Annotated in this window: 19 protein-coding genes; 10 read left to right on the top strand and 9 right to left on the bottom strand. The window is 69.6% G+C overall.

Annotation, left to right across the window (positions count from 1 at the left end; genetic code table 11):
• The first annotated feature begins 4 nt into the window (after positions 1-4).
• Together QTI20_RS29360 and QTI20_RS29355 are read left to right on the top strand one after the other, a co-directional pair.
• Positions 5-1,120: an HlyD family secretion protein gene (locus QTI20_RS29360; protein ID WP_286555707.1), complete on the top strand. Its 1,116-nt coding sequence runs from the start codon at positions 5-7 to the stop codon at positions 1,118-1,120.
• Positions 1,117-2,526 carry an efflux transporter outer membrane subunit gene (locus QTI20_RS29355; RefSeq protein ID WP_286555708.1) on the top strand — a complete coding sequence of 470 codons (1,410 nt, stop codon included), beginning with the start codon at positions 1,117-1,119 and terminating at the stop codon, positions 2,524-2,526. Before QTI20_RS29360 ends, QTI20_RS29355 begins: the two co-directional genes overlap by 4 nt.
• A gap of 16 nt (positions 2,527-2,542) precedes the next feature.
• On the opposite strand, the gene QTI20_RS29350 is transcribed toward QTI20_RS29355, so the two are convergent.
• The 3 genes from QTI20_RS29350 to QTI20_RS29340 are packed head-to-tail and all read right to left on the bottom strand — an operon-like array spanning position 2,543 to position 5,664.
• Entirely contained in the window at positions 2,543-3,541 is a 999-nt protein-coding gene (locus tag QTI20_RS29350) for a Bug family tripartite tricarboxylate transporter substrate binding protein (protein ID WP_286555709.1), read from the bottom strand.
• A 4-nt stretch (positions 3,542-3,545) separates the two neighbouring features.
• Positions 3,546-4,736 carry a CaiB/BaiF CoA transferase family protein gene (locus QTI20_RS29345; RefSeq protein ID WP_286555711.1) on the bottom strand — a complete coding sequence of 397 codons (1,191 nt, stop codon included), beginning with the start codon at positions 4,734-4,736 and terminating at the stop codon, positions 3,546-3,548.
• Positions 4,729-5,664 (bottom strand): hydroxymethylglutaryl-CoA lyase, encoded by a 936-nt coding sequence (locus QTI20_RS29340; RefSeq protein ID WP_286555712.1) that lies wholly within the window; start codon positions 5,662-5,664, stop codon positions 4,729-4,731. The genes QTI20_RS29345 and QTI20_RS29340 overlap by 8 nt, the downstream gene beginning before the upstream one ends.
• A 112-nt stretch (positions 5,665-5,776) precedes the next feature.
• Here QTI20_RS29340 and QTI20_RS29335 point away from each other — a divergent pair, with 112 nt between their 5' ends.
• From QTI20_RS29335 to QTI20_RS29315, 5 genes are all read left to right on the top strand, one after another.
• Positions 5,777-6,517: an IclR family transcriptional regulator gene (locus QTI20_RS29335; RefSeq protein ID WP_286555714.1), complete on the top strand. Its 741-nt coding sequence runs from the start codon at positions 5,777-5,779 to the stop codon at positions 6,515-6,517.
• Between the two features lie 130 nt (positions 6,518-6,647).
• Positions 6,648-8,822, top strand: coding sequence for a malate synthase G (locus tag QTI20_RS29330; RefSeq protein WP_286555715.1), 2,175 nt, complete (start codon positions 6,648-6,650; stop codon positions 8,820-8,822).
• 272 nt (positions 8,823-9,094) lie between these two features.
• Entirely contained in the window at positions 9,095-9,370 is a 276-nt protein-coding gene (locus QTI20_RS29325; RefSeq protein ID WP_286555717.1) for a proteophosphoglycan ppg4, read from the top strand.
• A 113-nt stretch (positions 9,371-9,483) separates the two neighbouring features.
• Entirely contained in the window at positions 9,484-10,113 is a 630-nt protein-coding gene (locus tag QTI20_RS29320; RefSeq protein ID WP_286555719.1) for a L,D-transpeptidase, read from the top strand.
• A gap of 25 nt (positions 10,114-10,138) precedes the next feature.
• Complete coding sequence (locus QTI20_RS29315; protein ID WP_286555722.1) at positions 10,139-10,393, top strand: cysteine-rich CWC family protein; 255 nt, start codon at positions 10,139-10,141, stop codon at positions 10,391-10,393.
• Here QTI20_RS29315 and QTI20_RS29310 read toward each other — a convergent pair.
• Positions 10,363-11,784: a zinc-binding metallopeptidase family protein gene (locus tag QTI20_RS29310; RefSeq protein WP_286555724.1), complete on the bottom strand. Its 1,422-nt coding sequence runs from the start codon at positions 11,782-11,784 to the stop codon at positions 10,363-10,365. The two genes, QTI20_RS29315 and QTI20_RS29310, sit on opposite strands and share 31 nt — an antisense overlap.
• Positions 11,785-11,912: 128 nt before the next feature.
• On the opposite strand from QTI20_RS29310, the gene QTI20_RS29305 reads away from it, so the two are divergent.
• The 3 genes from QTI20_RS29305 (at position 11,913) to QTI20_RS29295 (ending at position 16,487) form a co-directional block, all read left to right on the top strand.
• A complete protein-coding gene (locus QTI20_RS29305) occupies positions 11,913-13,388 on the top strand; it encodes an MFS transporter (protein WP_286555725.1) in 1,476 nt (491 codons plus the stop codon).
• 2 nt (positions 13,389-13,390) lie between these two features.
• Complete coding sequence (locus QTI20_RS29300; RefSeq protein ID WP_286555727.1) at positions 13,391-14,155, top strand: class II glutamine amidotransferase; 765 nt, start codon at positions 13,391-13,393, stop codon at positions 14,153-14,155.
• A 148-nt stretch (positions 14,156-14,303) separates the two neighbouring features.
• The gene (locus QTI20_RS29295; RefSeq protein WP_503011456.1) at positions 14,304-16,487 is read left to right on the top strand and encodes a TonB-dependent receptor; all 2,184 of its coding nucleotides are present in this window, start codon (positions 14,304-14,306) and stop codon (positions 16,485-16,487) included.
• A 36-nt stretch (positions 16,488-16,523) separates the two neighbouring features.
• Here QTI20_RS29295 and gshB read toward each other — a convergent pair whose 3' ends face one another.
• The 5 genes from gshB to gshA all read right to left on the bottom strand — a co-directional run bounded on the left by gshB (position 16,524) and on the right by gshA (position 23,237).
• A complete protein-coding gene (gshB, locus tag QTI20_RS29290; protein ID WP_286555730.1) occupies positions 16,524-17,477 on the bottom strand; it encodes a glutathione synthase in 954 nt (317 codons plus the stop codon).
• Positions 17,474-18,724: a benzoate/H(+) symporter BenE family transporter gene (locus tag QTI20_RS29285; RefSeq protein ID WP_286555731.1), complete on the bottom strand. Its 1,251-nt coding sequence runs from the start codon at positions 18,722-18,724 to the stop codon at positions 17,474-17,476. Before QTI20_RS29285 ends, gshB begins: the two co-directional genes overlap by 4 nt.
• 51 nt (positions 18,725-18,775) lie before the next feature.
• The gene (locus QTI20_RS29280; RefSeq protein WP_286555732.1) at positions 18,776-19,777 is read right to left on the bottom strand and encodes a dienelactone hydrolase family protein; all 1,002 of its coding nucleotides are present in this window, start codon (positions 19,775-19,777) and stop codon (positions 18,776-18,778) included.
• 129 nt (positions 19,778-19,906) lie between these two features.
• Positions 19,907-21,775, bottom strand: a complete 1,869-nt coding sequence (locus QTI20_RS29275) for a potassium transporter Kup (protein ID WP_286555733.1) — start codon at positions 21,773-21,775, stop codon at positions 19,907-19,909.
• Between the two features lie 166 nt (positions 21,776-21,941).
• Positions 21,942-23,237: a glutamate--cysteine ligase gene (gene gshA / locus QTI20_RS29270; RefSeq protein ID WP_286555734.1), complete on the bottom strand. Its 1,296-nt coding sequence runs from the start codon at positions 23,235-23,237 to the stop codon at positions 21,942-21,944.
• Between the last annotated feature and the right edge of the window lie 90 nt (positions 23,238-23,327).

The raw sequence follows: 23,327 nt of genomic DNA, 5'->3' as shown, positions 1-23,327 counted from the left end.
CATCATGTCCTTCGCTTCCAAGACCCTCCGTTCGCGCAGCGCCTGGATCGTGCTCGCCGCCACCCTGCTCTGCCTGGGCCTGGTGCTCTACGCCTGGCGCCTGCCGCCCTTCCGCACCGGCACCGAAACCACCGAGAACGCCTACGTGCGCGGCATGGTGACCCTGGTCGCGCCCAAGGTCGACGGCTACGTGGCCGAGGTGCTGGTGCAGGACTACATGGCGGTGCAGGCCGGCCAGGTGCTGGTGAAGCTGGACGACCGCATCTACCGCCAGAAGCTCGAGCAGGCGCGCAGCGCGCTGGCCGCGCAGGAGGCCAACCTGGCCAACACCGTGCAGGCCCGCCGCGCGCGCGAGGCCGCGATCGGCAACACGCAGGCGCAGATCGCCAGCGCCAAGGCCCAGCAGGCCAATGCCCGCGCCCAGCTCGCGCGCGCCCAGGCCGACATGCGGCGCGCCACGCCGCTGGCGCAGGACGGCTCGCTGTCGCAGCGCGAACGCGACCAGACCGAGGCCGCGCTGCACCAGGCCGAGGCCACGCTCAAGCAGGCCGAGGCCGGCGCGGCGCAGGCCCAGGCCGGCCAGGCGGTCGCCACGCAGGACCTGCAGACCGTGGTGGTCAACCGCGGCGCGGTGGAAGCGGCGGTCGAGTCGGCGCGCGCCGCGGTCAAGCTGGCCGAGATCGACCTCGACAACACGCAGATCCGCGCACCGCGCGACGGCCATGTGGGCGAGGTCGGCGTGAAGCTGGGCCAGTACGTCACGCCGGGCACGCAGCTGGTGGCGGTGGTGCCGTCGCAGGTCTGGGTGGTGGCGAACTTCAAGGAAGCGCAGACCGCGCGCATGGCGCCGGGCCAGGTGGCGCGCTTCCATGTCGATGCGCTGTCGGATGCGGCGCTGACCGGTCGCGTCGAGCGCCTGTCGCCGGCCACCGGCTCGGAATTCAGCGTGATCAAGCAGGACAACGCGACCGGCAACTTCACCAAGATCCCGCAGCGGCTGTCGGTGCGCATCGCGGTCGATCCCGACCAGGCGCAGAGCGCGCGCCTGCGCCCGGGCATGTCGGTGGTGGTGAGCGTGGACACGCGCTCGGCGCAGGACACGACAAGGAGCACGCCGTGAAACGCCTCGCCCTGATCGCCACGGCCCTGGGCGCGGCGCTGCTGCTGCAGGCCTGCGGCAGCGTACCGGCCGCGCATGCGCTCGCGGCCGAGGTGCCCGCCGCATGGCAGCCCTCGACCCTGCAGACCTCGGCCGCCAGCGTGCAGGCCGGCTGGTGGCGAGACCTCGGCGACCCGGTGCTCGACGGCCTGGTCGAACGCGCACTGGCACGCAACACCGACCTGCGCAGCGCCGCCGCCCGCGTGGCCGAAGCGCGCGCGCTCAGCGACGTGCAGCAGGCTTCCGCGCTGCCCTCGCTGGACTTCGGCGTGGGTGCCAGCCGCAGCCGCAGCATCAGCGCCGCCACCGGCAAGCCCTACCTGTCGACCGTGCTGCAGCCGCAGTTCCAGGCCGCCTACGAGGTCGACCTCTGGGGCCGCATCGATGCGCTGGGCCAGGCCGCCGACGCGCAGCTGCAGGCCAGCGCCGCCGCGCGCGACAGCGCGGCGCTGAGCGTGGCCGCGACCGTGGTCTCGGGCTACGTCAACCTGCGGGCGCTCGATGCGCGCGTCGAGGTCGCGCGCCAGACCCTGGCGGCGCGCGCATCGGCGCTGGACCTCGCGCGCTCGCGCCAGCAGCGCGGCTACAGCTCGGCGCTGGAGACGCAGCAGAGCGAGGCCGAGTACCGCGCGACCGCGGCCGTGGTGCCGCAGCTCGATCTGGCGATCCGCCGGCAGGAACATGCGCTGCGCCTCTTGACCGGCGATGCGCCCGGCGCCGTCGAACGCGGCCTGCCGCTGACCGACCTGCGCATGGCCGCGCTGCCTTCGATCGGCCTGCCCTCCGAGCTGCTGCGCCGCCGCCCCGACATCGCGAGCGCCGAGGCGCAGCTGGCGGCGACCGATGCGCAGATCGCCGCGGCGCGCGCGCAGCTGCTGCCCTCGATCCGCCTGTCGGCCACGCTGGGCAGCATCAGCTCGAGCGCGCTCACCGGCGATCCGTTCCAGCTCTGGAGCCTGGGCGGCAGCGTGCTGGCGCCGCTGTTCGAGGGCGGCAGGCTGCGCGCGGGCGTGCGCGCAGCCGACGCGCGGCGCGACCAGGCGCTGGCCGCCTACGAGAAGAGCGTTCTCACCGCCTTCGGCGAGGTCGAGGACCAGCTGGCCGCGATCGACGAACTGGCGCGCCAGGCGGTCGAGGTGGAAGCGCAACGTGTCGCGCTGCAGGAGACCCTGCGCGTCGCGAGCAACCGCTACCGCGAGGGCTACGCCTCGCACCTCGACGAGCTCGATGCGCAGCGGAACCTGTTCAGCGCGCAGCAGACGGCGCTGCAGCTGCGGGCGGACCAGCTCGCCGCGCGCATCGCGCTGGACCGTGCGCTGGGCGGTGGGTGGCAGGCGGCAGCGTCCACGACCGCCAGCACGCGGTGAGCTCGGCCTGCCGGCCTCAATCGGGCCGCACGTCAGCGGCCTGGATCACCTTGCCCCACTTGTCCTGCTCGGCGCGCTGGAAGGCCGCGAGCCGCTCGGGCGGGCCGCCCACGGGCACGGCACCCAGTTCGGCCAGGCGCTGGGCCACGGCCGGCTGCTTGAGCACCGCGTCGATGGTGGCCGAGAGGCGCTGCACGACCGGCGCGGGCGTGCCCGCCGGCGCGTACATCGCGTACCAGGACGAGGCGTCGAAGTCCTTCATGCCCAGCGCCTCGGCCATGGTCGGCACCTCGGGGTAGTCGGCCAGCCGCTGCGGCGTGGTCACGGCCAGCATCTTCAGCGCGCCCGACTTCACGAAGGGCGTGCTGGTCAGCAGGGTGTCGAACATGATCTGCACCTGGCCCGAGACCAGGTCGGCCACGGCCGGGCCCGAGCCCTTGTAGGGGATGTGCGTCATGGCGGTGCCGGTGCGGTACTTGAAGTACTCGGGCACCAGGTGCGAGGAGCCGCCGTTGCCGGCCGAGGCGAAGTTGACCTTGTTCGGGTTCGCCTTGAGGTAGGCGACCAGTTCGGGCACCGTCTTCACTGGCAGCACCTTGGGATTGACCACCACCACGATCGGCACCGTCAGCACCAGCGAGACCGGCGCGAAGCCCTGGTTCGCGTCGTAGGGCAGCTTGCTGTAGAGCCGCGGATTGATGGCCATGGTGCCGATGCTGGCCATCATCAGCGTGTAGCCGTCGGGCGCACTCTTGGCCGCGTCGGCGGCGCCGATGAAGCCGTGCGCGCCGCCCTTGTTCTCGACGAACACCGGCGTCTTGAGCACCTCGCCCAGCGCCTGGCCGATCACGCGCGCGGCGATGTCGGTCGGGCCGCCGGCCGGAAAGGGCACGACCAGCCGGATCGGCTTGGCCGGCCAGGGGGCCTGCGCGGCGGCCGGCAGGCAGGCGAGTGCGGCGAGCGGCGCGAGCGCGTTCAGCAGAAGGCGGCGGGGGATGCCTGGGGTGCGTGTCATGGGGTCAGTCTCCGGTCGTCGTGATGTGGCGGGTCTCGAGGGCGGCGATCTCGGCGTCGCTGTAGCCCACTTCCTTGAGCAGCGCATGGCCGTGCTCGCCCAGCGTCGGTGGCTGCAGGCGGATGCCCGGTCGCTCGCCGTCGAGCGTGAAGGGCAGCAGCGGCACCTTGGCCATGTGGCCGTCGTTCATGCGGATCGGCGCGAGGCCGCCGGTCGCGTTGAGGTGCGGGTCGTCGAACAGCGCCTCCGGCCGGGTGATGGGCGCGAAGGGCAGTTCGTTCTGCTCGAACACCGCGCTGAGCTCGGCGGCGCTGTGGCCCGCGAGGCGCGAGCGCAGGATCGGCATCATCCAGTCGCGCGCCAGCACGCGGTCGTTGTTCGACTGCAGCCGCGGGTCGGCCATCAGGTCGGCCAGCCCGAAGGCCTTGCAGAAGATCGCCCACTGCTTGTCGCTAACGGCCGCCAGGAAAATCTGCTCGCCGTCCTTCACCGTGAACACGTCGTAGACGGCCCAGGCGGAGATGCGGCTGGGCATCGGGTCGGCCGCCTTGCCCGTCGCGGCGAACTGCATCATGTGCTGGGCCACCAGCAGCACGTTGTTCTCGAACAGCGCGGACTGCACTTCGGCACCCTTGCCGGTGCGCTCGCGCTGGCGCAGCGCGGCCATCGCGCCGATGGCGCCGAACATGCCGCCCATGATGTCGTTCACGCTGGTGCCGGCGCGCAGCGGATCGCCCGAGCGGCCGGTCATGTAGGCCAGGCCGCCCATCATCTGCACCACCTCGTCGAGCGCGGTGCGGTGGTCGTAGGGGCCGGGCAGGAAGCCCTTGTGGCTCACGTAGATCAGGCGCGGGTTGAGCCGCTTGAGCGTCTCGTAGTCCAGGCCCAGCTTCTTCATCGTGCCGGGCTTGAAGTTCTCGCTCACGATGTCGGCGGTGGCGATCAGCCGCAGCGCGGCCTCCACGCCGCCGGGCTGCTTGAGGTCGAGCGCGATGCTCTTCTTGTTGCGGTTGAAGGTCGGGAAGAAGCCCGCGCCCGAGCCCAGCAGGCGGCGGGTGTTGTCGCCCTCGATGGGCTCGACCTTGATGACCTCGGCACCGAGGTCGGCCAGCAGCATGCCGCAGGTCGGGCCCATGACCATGTGGGTGAACTCGACGACGCGGATGCCGGCGTACGGCAGCGGGGATTCAGACATTCGCAATGCCTCCTTGAACAAAATTTCGGGGCAGGCCCGCCTCGGGCGTCATGCCGTACACCGGCTCGCCGGGCAGGCCGGCCCTGAGCGGCGCGCGCGCCGCGATCAGTCGCTGCAGGTCGATGCCAGTGCGCACGCCCATGGCCTCGAACATGAAGACCAGGTCTTCGGTGACCACGTTGCCGGACGCGCCCGGCGCATAGGGGCAGCCGCCCAGGCCGCCCAGCGAGGCATCGAAGGTGCGCACGCCCTCCTCGTAGGCCGCCAGGCAGTTGGCCAGTCCGAGACCGCGCGTGTTGTGCATGTGGGCGGCGCCGGCCTTGTCGCCCAGTTCGGCGCGCAGCCGGCGGAACAGCCGGCGCACCTGGGCCGGGTTGGCATAGCCCACGGTGTCGGACAGGCCGGATTCGTCCGCGCCCGCGGCCACGCACTGCACGGCCAGGCGGATCACCTCGTCTTCCGGCACCTCGCCCTGCAGCGTGCAGCCGAAGGCGGTCGAGATGCCGGCTTCGAGTCGCACCTGCGGCGCGATCTCGCCGCGCAGCGCGGCGATGGCGCGCACCTCCTCGACCATCTGCTCGCGCGTCTTGCGCACGTTGGCCAGCGAATGCGCGGCGCTGGCCGAGACCGGCATCGTGAGCTTGTGCACGCCCGCGGCCAGCGCGGCCTCGGCGCCGCGGCGGTTGGGCACCAGCGCCATCACCGTGAGGCCGGGCAGGGTCCGCGCGTGGCGCACCACCTCGGCCGCGTCGGCCATCTGCGGCAGCAGGTGCGCGGGCACGAAGGACGCGACCTCGATCTCGCGCACGCCGGCGGCATGGAGGGCGTCGATCCAGCGGAGCTTGTCCGCCGTGGGCATGGTGGCCTTCACCGATTGAAGGCCGTCGCGGGGACCGACCTCGCTCACGAGGATGGCGGGAAATGGCATGGCTTGTCTCCTGGCGGCATCTGTGTGTCGGGCTTGAAAGTTCTATCTAACAGAACTATATTCCGACAAACAGAATTAAATCGTCAATCGCCTGTCGCGTCAAGGAGAAGCCATGCCCCGCAAAGCCCAGACCGAATCCGTGTCCGACCTCAACGCCGCCCCGGGCGGAGCCGCCGCCGTCGACCGCGCGCTCTCGCTGCTGTCGGCCTTCCAGGCCGGCGACGACGCGCTCTCGCTGGCGCAGCTGGCCCAGCGCACGCAGCTCTACAAGAGCACGGTGCTGCGCCTGCTGGCCTCGCTTGAGCACGCCCGTTTCATCCGCCGGCTGGACGACGGCCGCTACGGGCTGGGCACCGAGCTCGCGCGGCTGCATGGCGTCTATGCGGCCTCCTTCCCGCTCGACCGGGTGGTGCCACCGGTGCTGCGCGACCTGGTCGCGGCCACCGGCGAGAGCGCGGCCTACCACGTGCGCCAGGACCAGGGCGCGCAGCGCATGCGCCTGTGCCTCTACCGGGTCGACTCCCCGCACATGGTGCGCGACCACGTGCGCGCGGGCGACCTGCTGCCGGCCGACCGCGGCGCGGGCGCGCGCGTGCTGATCGCCTTCGGCCCGCGCGCCGAATGGCCGGCGGATGCGGCCGGACGCGCCTTCTGCGAGGCGATCGTGGCGCAGGGCTACTGCGCGGCCGTGGGCGACCGCACGGCCGAGCTGGGCGGCATCTCGGCCCCGGTGTTCCGTGCCGACGGCACCCTGGCCGGCGCCGTGACGCTGACCATGCCGGCCCACCGCTACGACGCCGCCTTCATCGCGCCGGTTCGGGCCGCCGCCGCAAAGCTGGACGGGATCGTTTGATTACGTCTATTTTTGTCACGAATCAATCCCTTTCGAACTTCTTAATGCTTTGGCGCGTATCCAATAAAGTAGCGACTGAGCGCAGCGTCACGCCTGCGCGCCGCATCTTTCTTTTCCAGAGGTTTGCCCCATGACCGATCGCACCACCGTCCACGGCCTCCAGGTCGCCAACGAACTCCACCGCTTCATCGAAGACAAGGTGCTGCCCGCCACCGGCGTGGACAGCGCGCGCTTCTGGCAGGGCTTCGATGCCATCGTGGCCGACCTGGCGCCCAAGAACATCGCGCTGCTGGCCGAGCGCGACCGACTGCAGGCCGAGCTCGACGGCTGGCACAAGGCGAATCCCGGCCCGATCGCCGACATGCCGGCCTACCGCGCCTTCCTCGAGAAGATCGGCTACCTGCTGCCGCAACCCCAGGACGTGACGGCCACCACCGCCAACGTCGATGCCGAACTCGCGCTGCAGGCCGGCCCTCAGCTGGTGGTGCCGATCCTGAACGCACGCTACGCGCTCAACGCCGCCAACGCGCGCTGGGGCTCGCTGTACGACGCGCTCTACGGCACCGACGCGATCCCCGAGACCGACGGCGCCGAGAAGGGCAAGGGCTACAACCCGGTGCGCGGCGCCAAGGTCATCGCCTTCGCGCGTGAAGTGCTCGACCAGGCCGTGCCGCTGGTCAACGGCTCGCACAAGGACGCGACCGGCTACAGCGTCAAGGACGGCCAGCTGGTCGTCGCGCTGCACAGCAGCAGCACCGCGCTCAAGGACCCGGCGGCCTTCGTCGGCTACCAGGGCGACGCGGCCACGCCCTCGTCGGTGCTGCTCAAGCACAACGGCATCCACCTCGACCTGCAGATCGACCGCAGCACCGCCATCGGCCAGACCGACGCCGCCGGCGTGAGCGACCTGGTGCTCGAAGCCGCGCTCTCGACCATCCTCGACCTCGAGGACTCGGTGGCGGTGGTCGACGCGGCCGACAAGGTGCTGGCGTATTCGAACTGGCTGGGCATCCAGCAGGGCACGCTGACCGAGGAAGTGGCCAAGGGCGGCAAGACCTTCATCCGCGGCCTGAACCCCGACCGCGAATACACCGGTGCCGACGGAAAGCCGCTGAAGCTGCACGGCCGCTCGCTCATGTTCCTGCGCAACGTGGGCCACCTGATGACCAACCCGGCCATCCTCTACGGCAACGGCCAGGAGATCCCCGAAGGCATCCTCGACGCCGTGGTGACCACCACCATCGCCACCATCGACCTGAAGCGCAAGGGCAACTCGCGCACCGGCAGCGTCTACATCGTGAAGCCGAAGATGCACGGCCCGGCCGAAGTGGCTTTCGCCAGCGAGCTGTTCGGCCGCGTCGAGCAGCTGCTGGGCCTGCCCGCCAACACGGTGAAGCTGGGCATCATGGACGAGGAGCGCCGCACCAGCGTCAACCTCAAGGCCTGCATCGCCGAAGCCGGCGCGCGCGTGGCCTTCATCAACACCGGCTTCCTCGACCGCACCGGCGACGAGATGCACACCGCGATGCACGCCGGCGCGATGCTGCGCAAGGGCGACATCAAGGGCACCAAGTGGATCGCGGCCTACGAGAAGAACAACGTGCTGGTCGGCCTCTCGTGCGGCCTGCGCGGCAAGGCGCAGATCGGCAAGGGCATGTGGGCCATGCCCGACCTGATGGCCGACATGCTCAAGCAGAAGATCGGCCACCCCAAGGCCGGCGCCAACACCGCCTGGGTGCCCTCGCCCACGGCCGCCACGCTGCACGCGCTGCACTACCACCAGGTCAACGTGGCCGAGGTGCAGAAGGAACTGGAGAAGATCGACGCCAACGCCGAGCGCGACACCATCCTCAACGACCTGCTGCAGATCCCGGTCGCGCCGAAGCCGGTCTGGAGCGATGCCGACAAGCAGCAGGAGCTGGACAACAACGTGCAGGGCATCCTGGGCTACGTGGTGCGCTGGATCGACCAGGGCGTGGGCTGCTCGAAGGTGCCCGACATCCACAACGTGGGCCTGATGGAAGACCGCGCCACGCTGCGCATCTCGAGCCAGCACATCGCCAACTGGCTGCTGCACGGCGTCGTGACGAAGGAGCAGGTCAACGCCACCTTCGAACGCATGGCCGCGGTGGTCGACGGCCAGAACGCGGGCGACAGCCTCTACCAGCCGATGGCCGGCCACTTCAAGACCTCGGCCGCCTACCAGGCCGCGCAGGACCTGGTGTTCAAGGGCCTCGAGCAGCCCAGCGGCTACACCGAGCCACTGCTGCATGCGTGGCGGCTGAAGGTCAAGGGCGAGGCCTGATCCAGCGGCCCCTCGCGGCGGCACGAACGGCACCTCCGGGTGCCGTTTTTTTTGCCCACGCGCACGCAACGACAGCGCACGCGCGCAAGCGCGCAGCCCCGATGTCCACACGCAAGGGCACGTTGCGCCTACACGGGGCCGCGCGGCATGCCGACCCGGTGCCCGGCGTCGGGCCCTAGGGTGAACGCAGCTGTCCACAAGGGTCAGCAGCGATGCCGGCCCCGCCGGTTCGGTCGACACACTGTTCGTTCACCACCCTCAGGAAAAACACCATGATCCAACGTACCGCTCCCCTTCTCACCGCCCTTCTGCTCGGCACCGCCGGCATGGCTTTCGCCCAGGGCAACCCGCCGACCAACGCCTCGCCCAACCCGGCCACGGCCGCGGGTCAGCAGACCCAGATGGGCACACCGATGGGCACCACCGGCACCCCGACCGGCCCGGCCGCCGGCGCACCCATGAACAACACCGCCGCCCCGGCCGCGGCGCCTGCACCGGCACCCATGCCCGCGCCGGCCATGCGTCCCGCACGCGCCGACCGCAACTGAGGGCGGCCCACGCCGCCACGCGAGGCCGGCATCGCCATGCGCTGCCGGCCTCGTGCGTTGGAAACGCTTCCCGGCGACACTGCGTCGCCACTGCATCTTTCCGAAGGGCCGACATGACGCGTTCCTCTTCCTTGCGTACCCGCATCGCCGCGATCGCCCTGCTGGGCGCCGCGGCCTTGGCGCAGGCGGCGCCGCCTGCGCTCACGGTGTCGACCGAGGTGCGCACCGTGGTGCAGGGCGTGCTCGCCTCGAACGACCACCAGCGCCAGCCCTTCGCCGTGATCGACAAGAAGAACGCGCGCCTCTACGTCTACGACGCCGAGGGCCGGCTGCAGGCCTCGTCGCCGGTGCTGCTGGGGCTGGCGCGCGGCGACCGTTCGGTGCCGGGCATCGGCGAGCGGCCGATGGCGCAGATCCAGCCGCACGAGCGCACCACGCCGGCCGGGCGCTTCGTGTCCGAGCCCGGCCGCAACACCGGCGGCGAGGACATCGTCTGGGTCGACTACGACGCGGCCGTCTCGATGCACCGCGTGCGCGCAAGCAACAAGGCCGATCGCCGCCTCGAGCGACTGGCCACGCCGACGGTGGCCGACAACCGCATCTCCTACGGCTGCATCAACGTGCCGGCGAGCTTCTACGACAGCTACGTGAAGCCCGCATTGGGCACGGCGCATGGCGTGGTCTATGTGCTGCCGGAAGCCAGCAGCCTGCGCGAGCACTTCCCCTTCCTGGCCGGCGGCTGAGTCGCGCAGGGCCGACAATCGGTCCATGCCCACGCCTGTGCCGACCGATCCCACGCGCTGCCCACTGTGCGGCGCGTCGAACGCCTGCGCGATGGAGATCGAACGCGCGACCGGCGAGGCGCAGCCGCCCTGCTGGTGCATGGCGGCGGACTTCAGCTTCGGCGAGGCGCTGCTGGCGCGCATTCCGGCCGAAGCGCGCGGGCAGGCCTGCATCTGCGCGCGCTGCGCAGCGGCGGCCGCCGACGGCGCTCAGCGCGGCGGCGTGCCCACCTCGTCCTGAAACATCCCCTGGTTCTGCTGCAGCCCGGTCTGGCAGAAAGGCTGCTGCGCCTGCACCTGGCCCTGGCTCTGTCCCTGGCTGTTCTCCATCGGCGCATCGACCGGCGGTGGCAGCGGCGCGGGGGCGGCGTCGAGCGGCACGTCGGTGCCCGTGGCCTCGTCCTGCGGCGCGCCCGCGTGGTCGCGCTGGCGCTGCTCGGTGATCACCTGGTGGATGAACTGCAGCTTGCCCACGGTGGCGCGCGGCAGCACGAAGGGGTAGTAGTCGGGCTGGCCCATGCTGCGCGACAACTCGTTGAGCACGTTGGTCAGCCGCACCCAGCCATTGAGGAAGTCGAGGAATTTCAGCGCGCCCGGGTGCTCGGGCTGCCAGAGGTCCTCGACGGTGAACAGGTCGCTCGCGAGTTCGACGTTCTGCGCGTCGACGCCGAAGCTCATCGCGGTGTCGGCGGTGTCGGCCATGTGCAGGTAGTGGGCCCAGGTCTCGGCCCAGTCCTCCCAGGGATGCGAGCTGGCGTAGCTGGTGACGAAGCGCACCGCCCAGTCGGCCGGCGGGCCGTTCTCGTAGTGCGTGCGCAATGCGGTCGCGTAGTCGGCGCGCTCGTCGCCGAACAGGCCGCGGAAGCCCTCGATCCAGGGTGTGGGCGCGACCAGCAGGTCCCAGTAGTAGTGGCCGATCTCGTGGCGGAAGTGGCCCACCAGCGTGCGGTAGGGCTCGCGCATCTCGGCGCGGATGCGTTCGCGCACCGCATCCTCGGCCTCCTCGGCGTTGAGCGTGATCACGCCCATCTCGTGGCCGGTCAGCACGTGTTGCCCGCCGGGCACGTTGCTCAGGAAATCGAAGGCCAGGCCATGCACCGGATCGGCATGGCGGGTGACCACCGGCAGGCCCAGCGCGAGCAGCTGCGAGAGCAGCCGGCGCTTGCCCTGCTCGAGCTTGCGCCACAGCGTGCCGTTGGTCTCGATCGAGAGGTCGGGAATGGTCCGGGTCGCGCTGCACGACAGGCAGTAGCCGGGCGCCAGGCCCTGCGGCGAGGGGGCGGCGTCGCCACCCGGCGCCGGCATGGGCACCATCCAGTTGCAGCCGGCCGCGGTCAGAAAGTTGGCGCAGCGCCGCAGCACCGGGCCGCCGGCGTCGCCGAAGACGGTGAAGGTGTCGGTTTCGGGGCCGGGCGAGAGCGGCACCACGCCCAGCCGCTCGGGCACGAAGCCCAGCGGCGTGCGGCAGGCCAGGCACTGGCTGTTGCCGAGGAAGACCGGCCGGCCGCACTGGCACTGGTAGGCGCGGCTGATGGTGGGCGCGCGCAGGTCGGCGGCCAGCGAGGAGGCATTGCCGTCGGGCAACACCTGCGGATCGACGGCTTGGCTGCCGTCATCGGTGAGAGAGTCCATGGTGTATGTTCTTCTGGATGGGTGTGGGACAGCGCAGGCATTGTCTCCCCCGCTTCCTGGCGCCGCGAAGCGCAAAGACCGATATCCTTGTAGGACAGGCCGACCCCGAACGGCCGCCGCCCCGCCCCATGACCGCCTCGCCCCTCCCCTCCCTGAGCCAACGCTATGGCGAACGCTACCGCTGGCTGCTGCTGCTGTCGGTGATGGTCGGCACCATGGCCTCGATCATGTCGTCGACCATCGTCAACGTGGCGATCCCCGGCATGAGCCATTACTTCGCGCTGGGCCAGGAACGCGCGCAGTGGGTGAGTTCGGGCTTCATGGTGGCGATGACCGTGTCGATGCTGACCACGCCCTGGCTGCTGGGCCGCTACGGTTATCGGCGCACCTATGTCGGCACCATGGTGCTGCTGCTGGCCGGCGGCATCGCGGGTGGGCTGGCCAACGACTTCTCGCTGGTGCTGATCGCGCGCGTGGCCGAGGGGCTGGCCGCGGGCGTGGTGCAGCCAATCCCGGCCATCATCATCCTGCGCGCCTTCGAGCCGCACGAGCAGGGCCGCGCCAGCGGCATCTTCGGCATGGGCGTGGTGCTGGCACCGGCCATCGGGCCCAGCATCGGCGGCGTGCTGGTCGACCTGTTCGGCTGGCGCTCGATCTTCTTCATGGTGGTGCCCTTCTGCCTGGCCTCGATCTGGCTGGCCTACAAGTTCGTGCCGACCACCGCTCCCGGCGGCGCCAGCGCGGCGCGCACCAGCGGGCTCGACTGGCGCGGCCTGCTGATCGGCACCGTGGGCACGCTGTGCCTGCTCAACGGCCTGGTCACGCTGCGCGGCGACGCACCGCTGGAGGCCGCGGTCCTGCTGGCCGGCGCGGCCGCCTCGCTGGTGCTGTTCATCTGGTGGCAGCGGCGCCTGATGGCCGCCGAAGGTGCGCCGCTGATGAACATGGCGCTGTTCGGCTACCGGCAGTTCTCCATGGGCACGGTGGTGGCCTTCATCTACGGCGCGGCGCTGTTCGGCTCGACCTACCTGCTGCCGGTCTACATGCAGGTGGCGCTGCACCTGTCGGCCTCGCACGTGGGCACGATCATGCTGCCGGCCGGCATCGTGCTGGCCTTCACCATCGCGGGCGTGGGCCGGCTGGCCGACCGCCAGCCGACCTGGCTGCTGGTGAGCATCGGCCTCGCGCTGCTGGCGGTCTCGTTCACGCTGATGCTCGCGCTCTCGCTGGGCAGCGCGCTGTGGCTGCTGGTGGTCTTCGCGGTCATCGGGCGCATCGGGCTGGGCTTCATCCTGCCCTCGCTCAACCTGGGCTCGATGCGGCCGCTGGCCAAGCCGCTGATCCCCCAGGGCGCCAGCACCATCAGCTTCCTGCGCATGCTGGGCGGCGCGGCCGGCGTGAGCCTGTGCGCGATCGCGCTCGAATGGCGGCTGGCGGCGCACGGCGATTCGCTCGCCAACCCGCTGAGCAGCCCGGCGCGGCTGGCCGCCTTCAACGAAGTCTTCCTGATGCTGGCCGCGCTGTGCGCGCTCGCCATCTGCGCGGCCTGGCAATTGCGCGTCCGCGCGCCCTTCCCCCCCAAGACCACGTCCGAGGAAACCTGAGCATGTGCCAACTGCTGGGAATGAACAGCAACACGCCGACCGACGTGACCTTCAGCTTCACCGGCTTCGCGCAGCGCGGCGGCCGCACCGACCACCATGCCGACGGCTGGGGCATCGCCTTCTTCGAGGACCGCGGCCTGCGGCACTTCGTCGACCACCTGCCGGCCTGCACCTCGCCCGTGGCAGAGCTGATCCGGCGCTACCCGATCCAGAGCAGCCACGTGATCGCCCACATCCGCAAGGCGACGCAGGGCCGGGTCAACCTGCAGAACTGCCATCCCTTCGTGCGCGAGCTCTGGGGCCGCTATTGGGTGTTCGCCCACAACGGCGACCTCAAGGACTTCCGGCCGCGGCTGCACGGCAACTTCCACCCGGTGGGCGACACCGACAGCGAGCACGCCTTCTGCTGGCTGATGCAGGAGCTCGCCAAGTCGCATGCCGACGTGCCCAGCGTGGAGGAGCTCACGCTCACGCTGCGCGAACTCGCGCCGCGCATCGCCAGGCACGGCACCTTCAACTTCATGCTGTCCAACGGCCAGGCGCTGTGGGCCCATGCCTCGACGAACCTCTGGTACATCGAGCGCCAGCACCCCTTCATGCTGGCGCACCTGGCCGACGAGGACGTGGCGATCGACTTCGCCCAGCACACCACGCCCGACGACCGCGTGGCCGTGATCGTGACCGCACCGCTCACCACCGACGAGACCTGGACCGCCTTCGCGCCCGGCGAACTCGCGGTCTTCGTGGACGGCCGACGGGCCGGCTGAGCCGGCACCGGCCGCCCGGCGCGCCAAAAAAACAACGCAGAAGCGCGGACCCGCGCGGATTGCGTGCGCCTGCAGCCATGGCATTTAATAATAATGGTTCGCATTTGCAAACTCATTTCGATTCACCATGTCCTCCACCCCCTTCCTCATGCGCCCCGTGACCCTCGCCGCCGCACTGGCACTGCATTCCTGGGCCGCGTTCGCGCAGACCGCGCCGGTCGAACCCGCGGGCACCCTCTCGACCGTGACGGTGGAAGCCAGCGCCGACGCCTCGGCCGAGGGGCTGACCAAGCCCTTCGCGGGCGGGCAGGTGGCGCGCGGCGGGCGGGTGGGCATCCTGGGCACGCAGGACATCATGAGCTCGGCCTTCTCGACCACCAGCTACACCAACGCGTTGATCCAGAACCAGCAGGCGCGCAGCGTGGCCGACGTGCTGCAGAACGATCCCTCGGTGCGGGTCGCGCGCGGCTTCGGCAACTTCCAGGAGTCGTACTTCATCCGCGGCTTCATCGTGAACTCCGACGACATCGCCTACAACGGCCTCTACGGCCTGCTGCCGCGCCAGTACATCGCAGCCGAACTCTTCGAACGCGTCGAGGTGCTGCGCGGCGCGAGCGCCTTCCTCAACGGCGCCACGCCCAGCGGCGGCGGCATCGGCGGCAACATCAACCTGCTGCCCAAGCGCGCGGGCAGCGAGCCGCTGACGCAGGTCAGCACCGGTGTGAGCAGCGGCCAGCAAGGCTATGTGTCGACCGACATCTCGCGCCGCTTCGGCCCCGACCAGAGCACCGGCATCCGCCTCAACGCACTGCACCGCGAAGGCGGCACCGGCGTGGACGAGGAGAAGGTCAAGCTCGACCTGTTCTCGCTGGGACTCGACTGGCGCAGCCGCGACGCGCGCATTTCCGCCGATTTCGGCCACCAGGAACACCGCCTGACCCGCCCGCGCCCGAACGTCACGCTGGGCGCCGGCCTGACCTCGGTGCCCTCGGCGGCCGACAACACCGTCAATTACGCCCAGCCCTGGACCTACTCGAACGAGCGCGACACCTTCGGCTCGGTGCGCGGCGAGTACGACATCAGTTCCGACGTGACGGTCTGGGGCGCGGCCGGCGCCCGCCGCAGCTTCGAAGGCAACCGGCTGGCCGGCATCACGGTCACCAACGCCAATGGCGCGGGCAACATGTCCCGCTTCGACAACGAGCGCCAGGACGACACCCGCACCGCCGAGTTCGGCGTGCGCGCCAAGCTCAGCACCGGCCCGGTCAAGCATGCGCTCGTGGCCTCGTACTCCTTCTACGAGCTCGAGGAGAAGAACGCCTATGCCTGGGACTTCTTCAACAACACCGTCAGCAGCATCTACACCCCGGTGGGCATCGCGCTGCCGGGCTTCACGGCCGGCGCCTTCCGCGGCAACGACCTGGCCAACCCGGCGCTGCTGACCAAGGTGCGGCTGAGCAGCCTGGCGGTGGGCGACACGCTGTCCTTCCTCGACGACCGCGCGCTGCTCACGCTGGGCGTGCGCCATCAGACGCTGTCGAGCACCGGCTACGCCTACTACACCGGCGTGCCCTCGCCCTACGACAAGAGCCGCACCAGCCCGATGGCCAGCTTCGTCTACAAGCTGCAGCCGCAGGTCTCGCTGTACGCCAACTACGTCGAAGGCCTGAGCAAGGGCGACACCGCGCCGACCACCTCGACCACCGGCGCGGTGCTCAACGCGGGTGCGCAGCTCACGCCCTATGTGTCCAAGCAGAAGGAGATCGGCCTCAAGTACGACGGCGGCACGATCGGCGGCGGCATCGCCTTCTTCTCCACCGACAAGCCGCGCGCCTTCGTCAACAGCCAGCAGTTCTTTGTCGAGGCGGGCAAGGACCGCCACCAGGGCCTCGAGCTCACCACCTTCGGCGAGGTCTACAAGGGCCTGCGCCTGCTGGGCGGCCTGACCTTGCTCGACGCCAAGCAGAAGTCCACCGGCGCCGCCGCCACCGACGGCAAGACGGTGATCGGCATCCCCAAGGTGCAAGGCAGCCTCGGCGTGGATTGGGACGTGCCCGGCGTGCGCGGCCTTTCCTTCGACGCCCGTGTGGTCGCCACCGGCCACAGCCATGCCGACAGCGCCAACACGCTGCGCGTGCCCGGCTGGGGCCGGTTGGACCTCGGCGCGCGCTACGTGACCGAGATGGCCGGCAAGCTGGTGACGCTGCGCGCCCGCGTGGACAACGTGGCCGGCCGCAACTACTGGTCCTCGGTCGGCGGCTACCCCGAGAACGGCTACCTGGTGCTGGGCAACCCGCGCACCTTCAGCGTCAGCGCCTCCTTCGACTTCTGAGCGTCGAAGGCCGCCGCGCCCGCATCGAAAGGGACCTCAGGGTCCCTTTTTCAGTTCGGCTTCAAGCGCGTCGAGGAACATCGCCGGCACGTCGAAGCCGGTCTGGTCGGTGATCTCCTGGAAGCAGGTAGGGCTGGTCACGTTGATCTCGGTGACCGAGTCGCCGATCACGTCGAGCCCGATCAGCAGCAGCCCGCGCGGTGCGAGCGCGCGGCCCACGGTCTCGGCGATCTCGCGGTTGCGCGCGGTCAGCGGCTGGGCCACGCCCTTGCCGCCGGCCGCGAGGTTGCCGCGCACCTCGGTGCCCTGCGGGATGCGCGCCAGCACGAAGGGCGCGGGCTCGCCGCCGATGATCAGGATGCGCTTGTCGCCCTCGACGATCTGCGGCACGAAGCGCTGCACCATGATGGTCTCGGCGCCGCCCTTGTTGAGGGTCTCGACGATCGAGCCCAGGTTGAGCGCATCCTGCCGCACGCGGAAGATGCCCATGCCGCCCATGCCGTCGAGCGGCTTGAGGATGATGTCGCCGTGCTCGGCGTGGAAGTCCTTGACCGACTCGGCGCTGCGCGTGACCAGCGTGGGCGTGGTGAACTGCGGAAACTCCATGATGGCGAGCTTCTCGGGGTGGTCGCGCAGCGCGCGCGGCTTGTTCACCACCTTCGCGCCTTCGCGCTCGGCCTGCTCGAGCAGGTGGGTGGCGTAGATGTACTCGGCGTCGAAGGGCGGGTCCTTGCGCATCAGCACGCCGTCGAAATCCTTGAGCGCCCGGGTCTCGGTGAGGTCGACCGTGAACCAGTCGACCGGGTCGCCGGTCAGCGTGATCTGGCGCACGGTGGCCGTGACCCGGCCGCCCGAGACCCACTGCAGGTCTTCGGGCAGGCAGGCCGCGATGCGATGGCCGCGCCGCTGGGCCTCGCGCATCATCGAGAAGGTGGTGTCCTTGTAGATCTTGAATTGATCGAGCGGATCGGCGACGAAGAGGAGGTTCATGAGGTCTTTCCGGCGGCCCGTTCGGCCGCCCTGGTGTCTTGCTTGATCTTGCAGGCAGGCGCGATGTCCTTGCTCGCCACGGCCCTTTTGCCCAGCTGCTGGATCGCCAGCGCGAGCGCGCCGGCCACCACGCCCCAGAAGGCCGAGCCGATGCCGGCGATCGTCACGCCCGAGAGGGTGACCAGGAAGGTGATCAGCGCGGCCTCGCGGTGCGACTCGTCGCGCACCGCCGCGGCCAGGCCGCCACCGATGGTGCCCAGCAGTGCGAGCCCGGCGATGGCCGCGACCAGCTCCTTCGGGAACGCCGTGAGCAGGCCGGTGACCGCGGCGCCGAACAGGCCGATCACGACGTAGATCGCGCCGCAGCTCACGGCCGCGGTGTAGCGCCGTGCCGGGTCCTCGTGCGCTTCGCGGCCCATGCAGATGGCGGCGGTGATGGCGCTCAGGTTGAGCGCGTAGCCGCCGAAGGGCGCGAACACCAGCGTGACCAGGCCGCTCATGGTGATGAGTCTGGAGATCGGCATGTCGTAGCCGGCCGCGCGGATCGCGGCCACGCCCGGCAGGTTCTGCGAGGCCATGGTCACGACGAACAGCGGCAGCGCCAGGCTCACCGCCGCCTGCCAGGTGAAGACCGGCATCACGAACACCGGCATCGCGAGGCTGAAGTGCACCGACGACCACGCCAATTGCCCACGCAGCGCCACATAGACGATGGCCACCAGCAAGGTCAGCGGTACCGCATAGCGCGGCACGAGACGCTTTCCGAGCAGGTAGGTGGCGAGCATCAGCAGCACCAGCGGCAGCGCGGTCTGGGCCGCGGTGAAGGCCGACAGCCCGAAGCGCGCCAGCACGCCGGCCAACAGCGCCGAGGCCAGGGCCATCGGGATCTTGTTCATCACACGCTCGAACAGGCCGGAGGCGCCCGACAGCGTGATCAGCAGCGCGCAGACGATGAAGGCACCGACCGCCTCCCCCATGCCGTAGCCCGCGCCGGCCGTGGCCAGCACCGCCGCGCCCGGCGTGCTCCAGGCGATCATCACCGGCTTGCGCAGCCACAGCGAGGGCAGCGCACTGGCCAGCCCCATGCCCAGGCCCAGCGCCCACATCCACGAGGCGATCATCTCCGGCGTCGCGCCGAAGGCCTGCGCGGCCTGGAACACGATCGCCACCGAGCTGGTGAAGCCCACGAGCACCGCGACGAAGCCCGCGGTGAAGGCCGACAGGCTCAGGTCTTTGAAGAATCGCATGCGGGGATTGTGCCGTCAGGCAGACTCCCCTCGGCTCTCAGCATGCGGGCTTCATTCGCCTGGGCGTCGCGACGAGGGCGCGACGCCCAGGCCATCCAGAAATGCACGCACCCTGGGTTGCCAGACCTCCGGGAAGCGCGTGAACAGCGAATGGCCGTCCTCGCCGTGCGGCGGAAACTGCTCGAATTCACCGACACCACCCGCGTCCTTGAAGGCCTTGAACCATTCGCGCGGGTGCTCGGCCCCCAGGTACTGGTCGTTCTCGGTGTAGATCCAGAGCGTGGGCACCCGGGCCGACTTGCCATAGGAACCGAACAGGCGTTCCATGGCCTGCGGCGCACACGGTCGCTGCGGCCGGGTCTTCGGATTGCCGCCGCCTCCGCCGGCGAAGTTGATCGCGGCCACGACGCCCGGAATGCGCTGCGCCGCCGCTGCGATGGCCGTGGTGCCACCGAACGATTGACCCGCGATGACGGCACGTTCGCGATCCGCATCAGGCCGGCTGCGCACGGCCTCCAGCACTGCAACCGTCTGTGCAAGCGCGGCGGCATAGCCGGGTTCGTAGCGCTTGCTGCTGCAGTTGCCGGTGTCCTCGACATCCTGGCCTCCCGTGTCGCCGTAGCCGATGCGGGTCGGCACGGCCACGATGAAGCCCTGGGCCACGAAGTAACGCGACGCCTTGAGGTATCGCGCGCGCCCCATCGCGGCGCGTTCAGTCGCCTCCGCCGAACGGCCATGGTTCAACACCAGCACCGGCGCCGGCGTGGGGTTGCTGTCGTCACGGAAAAGGGTGAGCTTGATGGACTGCGCAATCGTCTTGCCGTAGCTGTCGCTGACCTGGACCGGCAGGTCCATCTGCTCCTCGATCCACTTCGCCTGCGCAGGCGCCGACGCAGCGAGCTGCAGCACGATGGCGCAGCCGATGGCCATGCGCTTTTGCATGAGGCGCAGCAGAATGACTGCCGCGCGCTGTCGCACACGCAATCCATCGGCCACGCCACCCGCACCGCGAAGTGCCGCCGCGTACGGCAGCCCCATCTTCTCGAGCATCATCTTTTGCCTCCCATGCCGAACTCTTCGTTTCGGATGGACGAAAGATAACTGCGCCAGGCGCCGGAGGGCTCAAAAACTCAGGAATATCCGATCGGCGGCACCGGCACCCGCACTTTGCCCTGGCTCGCGTCAGATCTCTATCTTCGACCCCAGCTCTACGACCGCATTGTTCGGCAGGTTGAGGAAATTCGCCGCCCCGCTCGCGCTGTGGTGCATCTGCGCGAACAGCTTCTCGCGCCAGGGCGCCATGCCGCTGCCCAGCGTGGGGATCACGACGTCGCGCGAGAGGAAGTAGCTGGTGGTCATGGGCTCGAGCTGGCAGCCGCGCAGGCGCGCGTTCTCGAGCGCGCGCGGCAGGTCGATGTCGTTCTTGAAGCCGTAATGCACGATCACCTGCCAGCAGTGGTGGCCCAGCGGCTCCATTTCGATGCGCTTGTCCATCGGGATCCAGGGCACCTCGTGGTTGCGCACCGTGACGAACAGGTTCTGCTCGTGCAGCACCTTGTTGTGCTTGAGGTTGTGCAGCAGCGCGTTGGGCACGCTGCCGGGTTCGGCCGTGAGGAACACGGCCGTGCCCTCGACCCGCGCGGGCGGGCTCACGAAGACCGCGCCCAGGAAGCTGCGCAGGTCGATCGCGTCGGCGCGCTGGGTCTCGCCCATGAGCCGGCGGCCTTCCTTCCAGGTGATCATCAGCGTGAAGACGGCCAGGCCGATCATCACGGTGAACCAGCCGCCCTGCGGCAGCTTGAGCAGGTTGGAGGCGAAGAAGGCGAAGTCGATCAGGAAGAAGATCGCGGTGGCGCCGATGCACAGCAGCAGCGGCAGCTTCCAGGCGAAGCGGATCACGAAGAAGGTCAGCACCGTGGTGATCAGCATGTCGGTCGTGACCGCGATGCCGTAGGCCGCGGCCAGGTTGCTGGAGTTGCGGAACATCACGACCGCCAGCACGATGCAGACGAACAGCGCCCAGTTGACGAAGGGGATGTAGATCTGGCCGGCCGAACGCGCGCTGGTGTGCTCGATGCGCAGGCGCGGCAGGTAGCCCAGCTGGATCACCTGGCGCGTGACGCTGAAGGCGCCGGTCAGCATGGCCTGCGACGCGATCACGGTGGCGGCGGTGGCCATCACCACCAGCGGCACCAGCGCCCACTCGGGCGCCATGCGGAAGAAGGGGTTGGTCACGGCGCTCGGGTCGCCCAGCAGCAGCGCGCCCTGGCCGAAGTAGTTGAGCACCAGGCAGGGCATGACCACCGAGAACCAGGCGATGCGGATCGGCCGCTTGCCGAAGTGGCCCATGTCCGCATAGAGCGCCTCGGCGCCGGTCACGCACAGCACCACGGCGCCCAGCACGATGAAGCTGATGCCGGGGTTGTCCCAGACGAAGCGCACCATGTAGTGCGGGCTCACGGCCGCGAGGATCTCGGGATGGGTGAGGATCTGCGAGATGCCCAGCAGCGCCAGCACCAGGAACCAGGCCAGCGTGATCGGCCCGAAGAACTTGCCGATGCCCGCGGTGCCGCGCTTCTGCACCGCGAACAGGCAGAACAGCACGACCAGCGTGATCGGGATCACGTAGCCCTTGAAGTGCGGCGAGATCACCTCCAGGCCCTCGACCGCCGACAGCACCGAGATCGCCGGCGTGATCACGCCATCGCCGTAGAACAGCGCGGTGCCGAAGATGCCGACGGCCAGCAGGCCGTTGCGCAGCTTGGGGCGGTCGACCACCGCGCGCGAGGCCAGCGCCAGCATCGCGACCAGGCCGCCCTCGCCTTCGTTGTCGGCCCGCAGCACCAGCACCACGTACTTGATGGAGACGATGACCGTCATGGTCCAGAAGATCATCGAGAGCATGCCGTACACGTTCTCGATCGTGAACGGCACATGGCCGTGCCCGAAGATTTCCTTGATCGCGTAGAGGACGCTGGTGCCGATGTCGCCGTAGACGATGCCGATGGCACCGAGCACGAGCGCGGCGGAAGACGATTTGGGAGCGGACACGAGGTCGATGGAACAGGCGAAGCGGTGTGGATCACACCCCTCCTGGGGACGACGGCGCGCATCGCTTCGACACGCGCCGCTCAACGCCGACCTGGTAATTCCGTTGCTGTGGGACCGCTATTCTGCCGTTGCCGCCGGTCGCCGCAAAGACACGGCGGCAATGTCGCTACTCGTAGACCTCGGCGTCGGGGTCGGTCGCCTCGAGCTCGTAGCTGGCCGCCACCATGGCCAGCCGGCCGATCACCCCGTACATGTAGAAGCGGTTGGGGGCGCTGGCGCCCGGCTTGGCGCCCGGTTGGGGCAGGTGCGCACTGTCGGAAAAAGCCAACGGAACGAAGCTGGCGCCCGGCGACTTGAGGCTTTCGTCGCTGCCGCGGTCGGCGTGCACGCGGTAGAAGCCGCCCACCACGTAGCGGTCCATCATGTAGACCACCGGTTCGGCCACGCCCTGGTGGACGCGCTCGTTGGTCAGCACGCCTTCCTGGATGATCAGGTCCTCGAGTTCCTGGCCGGCGCGCCCCGGGCTGGTCCGGCTGTGGGCCTGCTGGCTCAGGCCCAGCACTTCCTTGGCGTCGCGCACCGTCATCACGCTGGTGCCGCCGGGGCCGCTGTCGGCCTTGACCACCACGAAGGGCTTCTCGTTGATGCCGTATTCCTTGTACTTGCGCCGCACCTTGGTCAGCATCGCGTCGACATGGCTGGTGACCACGTCGACCCCCACGCCCTCGCCCAGGTTCACGCCCGCGGCGCGGCTGGACATCGGGTTGATCAGCCAGGGGTCGATGCCCAGCAGCTTGCCGAAGCGCTTGGACACCTCCTCGTAGCTGCGGAAGTGGTTGCTCTTGCGCCGCACCGACCAGCCCGCGTGCACCGGCGGCAGCAGGTACTGCTCGTGCAGGTCTTCCAGGATGCCCGGCGCGCCGGCCGACAGGTCGTTGTTCAGCAGGATGGTGCAGGGATCGAAGTTCTTGATGCCCAGGCGGCGCTTGGTGCGCACCACCGGCTCGAGCGTGACGGTGTCGCCGTTGGGCAGCTCGATGGTCTTGGGCGACTTGATCGCCGGGTCGATCGAGCCCACGCGCACGTTGAGCCCGGCCATGTGGAAGATGCGCACCAGCTGGGCGATGTTGGCGAGGTAGAAGGTGTTGCGCGAGTGGTTTTCCGGGATCACCAGCAGGTTGCGCGCTTCCGGACAGATCTTCTCGATCGCCGCCTGGGCCGCCTGGACCGCCAGCGGCAGCATCTGCTGCGTCAGGTTGTTCCAGCCGCCGGGGAACAGGTTGGTGTCGACCGGGGCCAGCTTGAAGCCCGCGTTGCGGATGTCGACCGAGCTGTAGAAGGGCGGCGTGTGCTCCATCCATTCCAGCCGGAACCAGCGCTCGATGGCGGGAGTGGAGTCGAGAACGCGCTGTTCGAGTTCGTTGATGGGGCCGGTCAGGGCGGTGACGAGGTGGGGGACCATGCGGCGGCCTTGTGTGCGTTCAGCGTAAAGGTGGAGTGGAATTGTAGGATTTGGGGCCATCGGGCCAGATGACAAGCCAAAAAAAGCGCT

Origin of the sequence: Variovorax sp. J2P1-31 (assembly GCF_030317215.1) — a bacterium.
Lineage (GTDB): Bacteria > Pseudomonadota > Gammaproteobacteria > Burkholderiales > Burkholderiaceae_C > Variovorax.
Note: the sequence above shows the minus strand (reverse complement) of the source record. Positions and strands in the feature narration are given on the sequence as shown.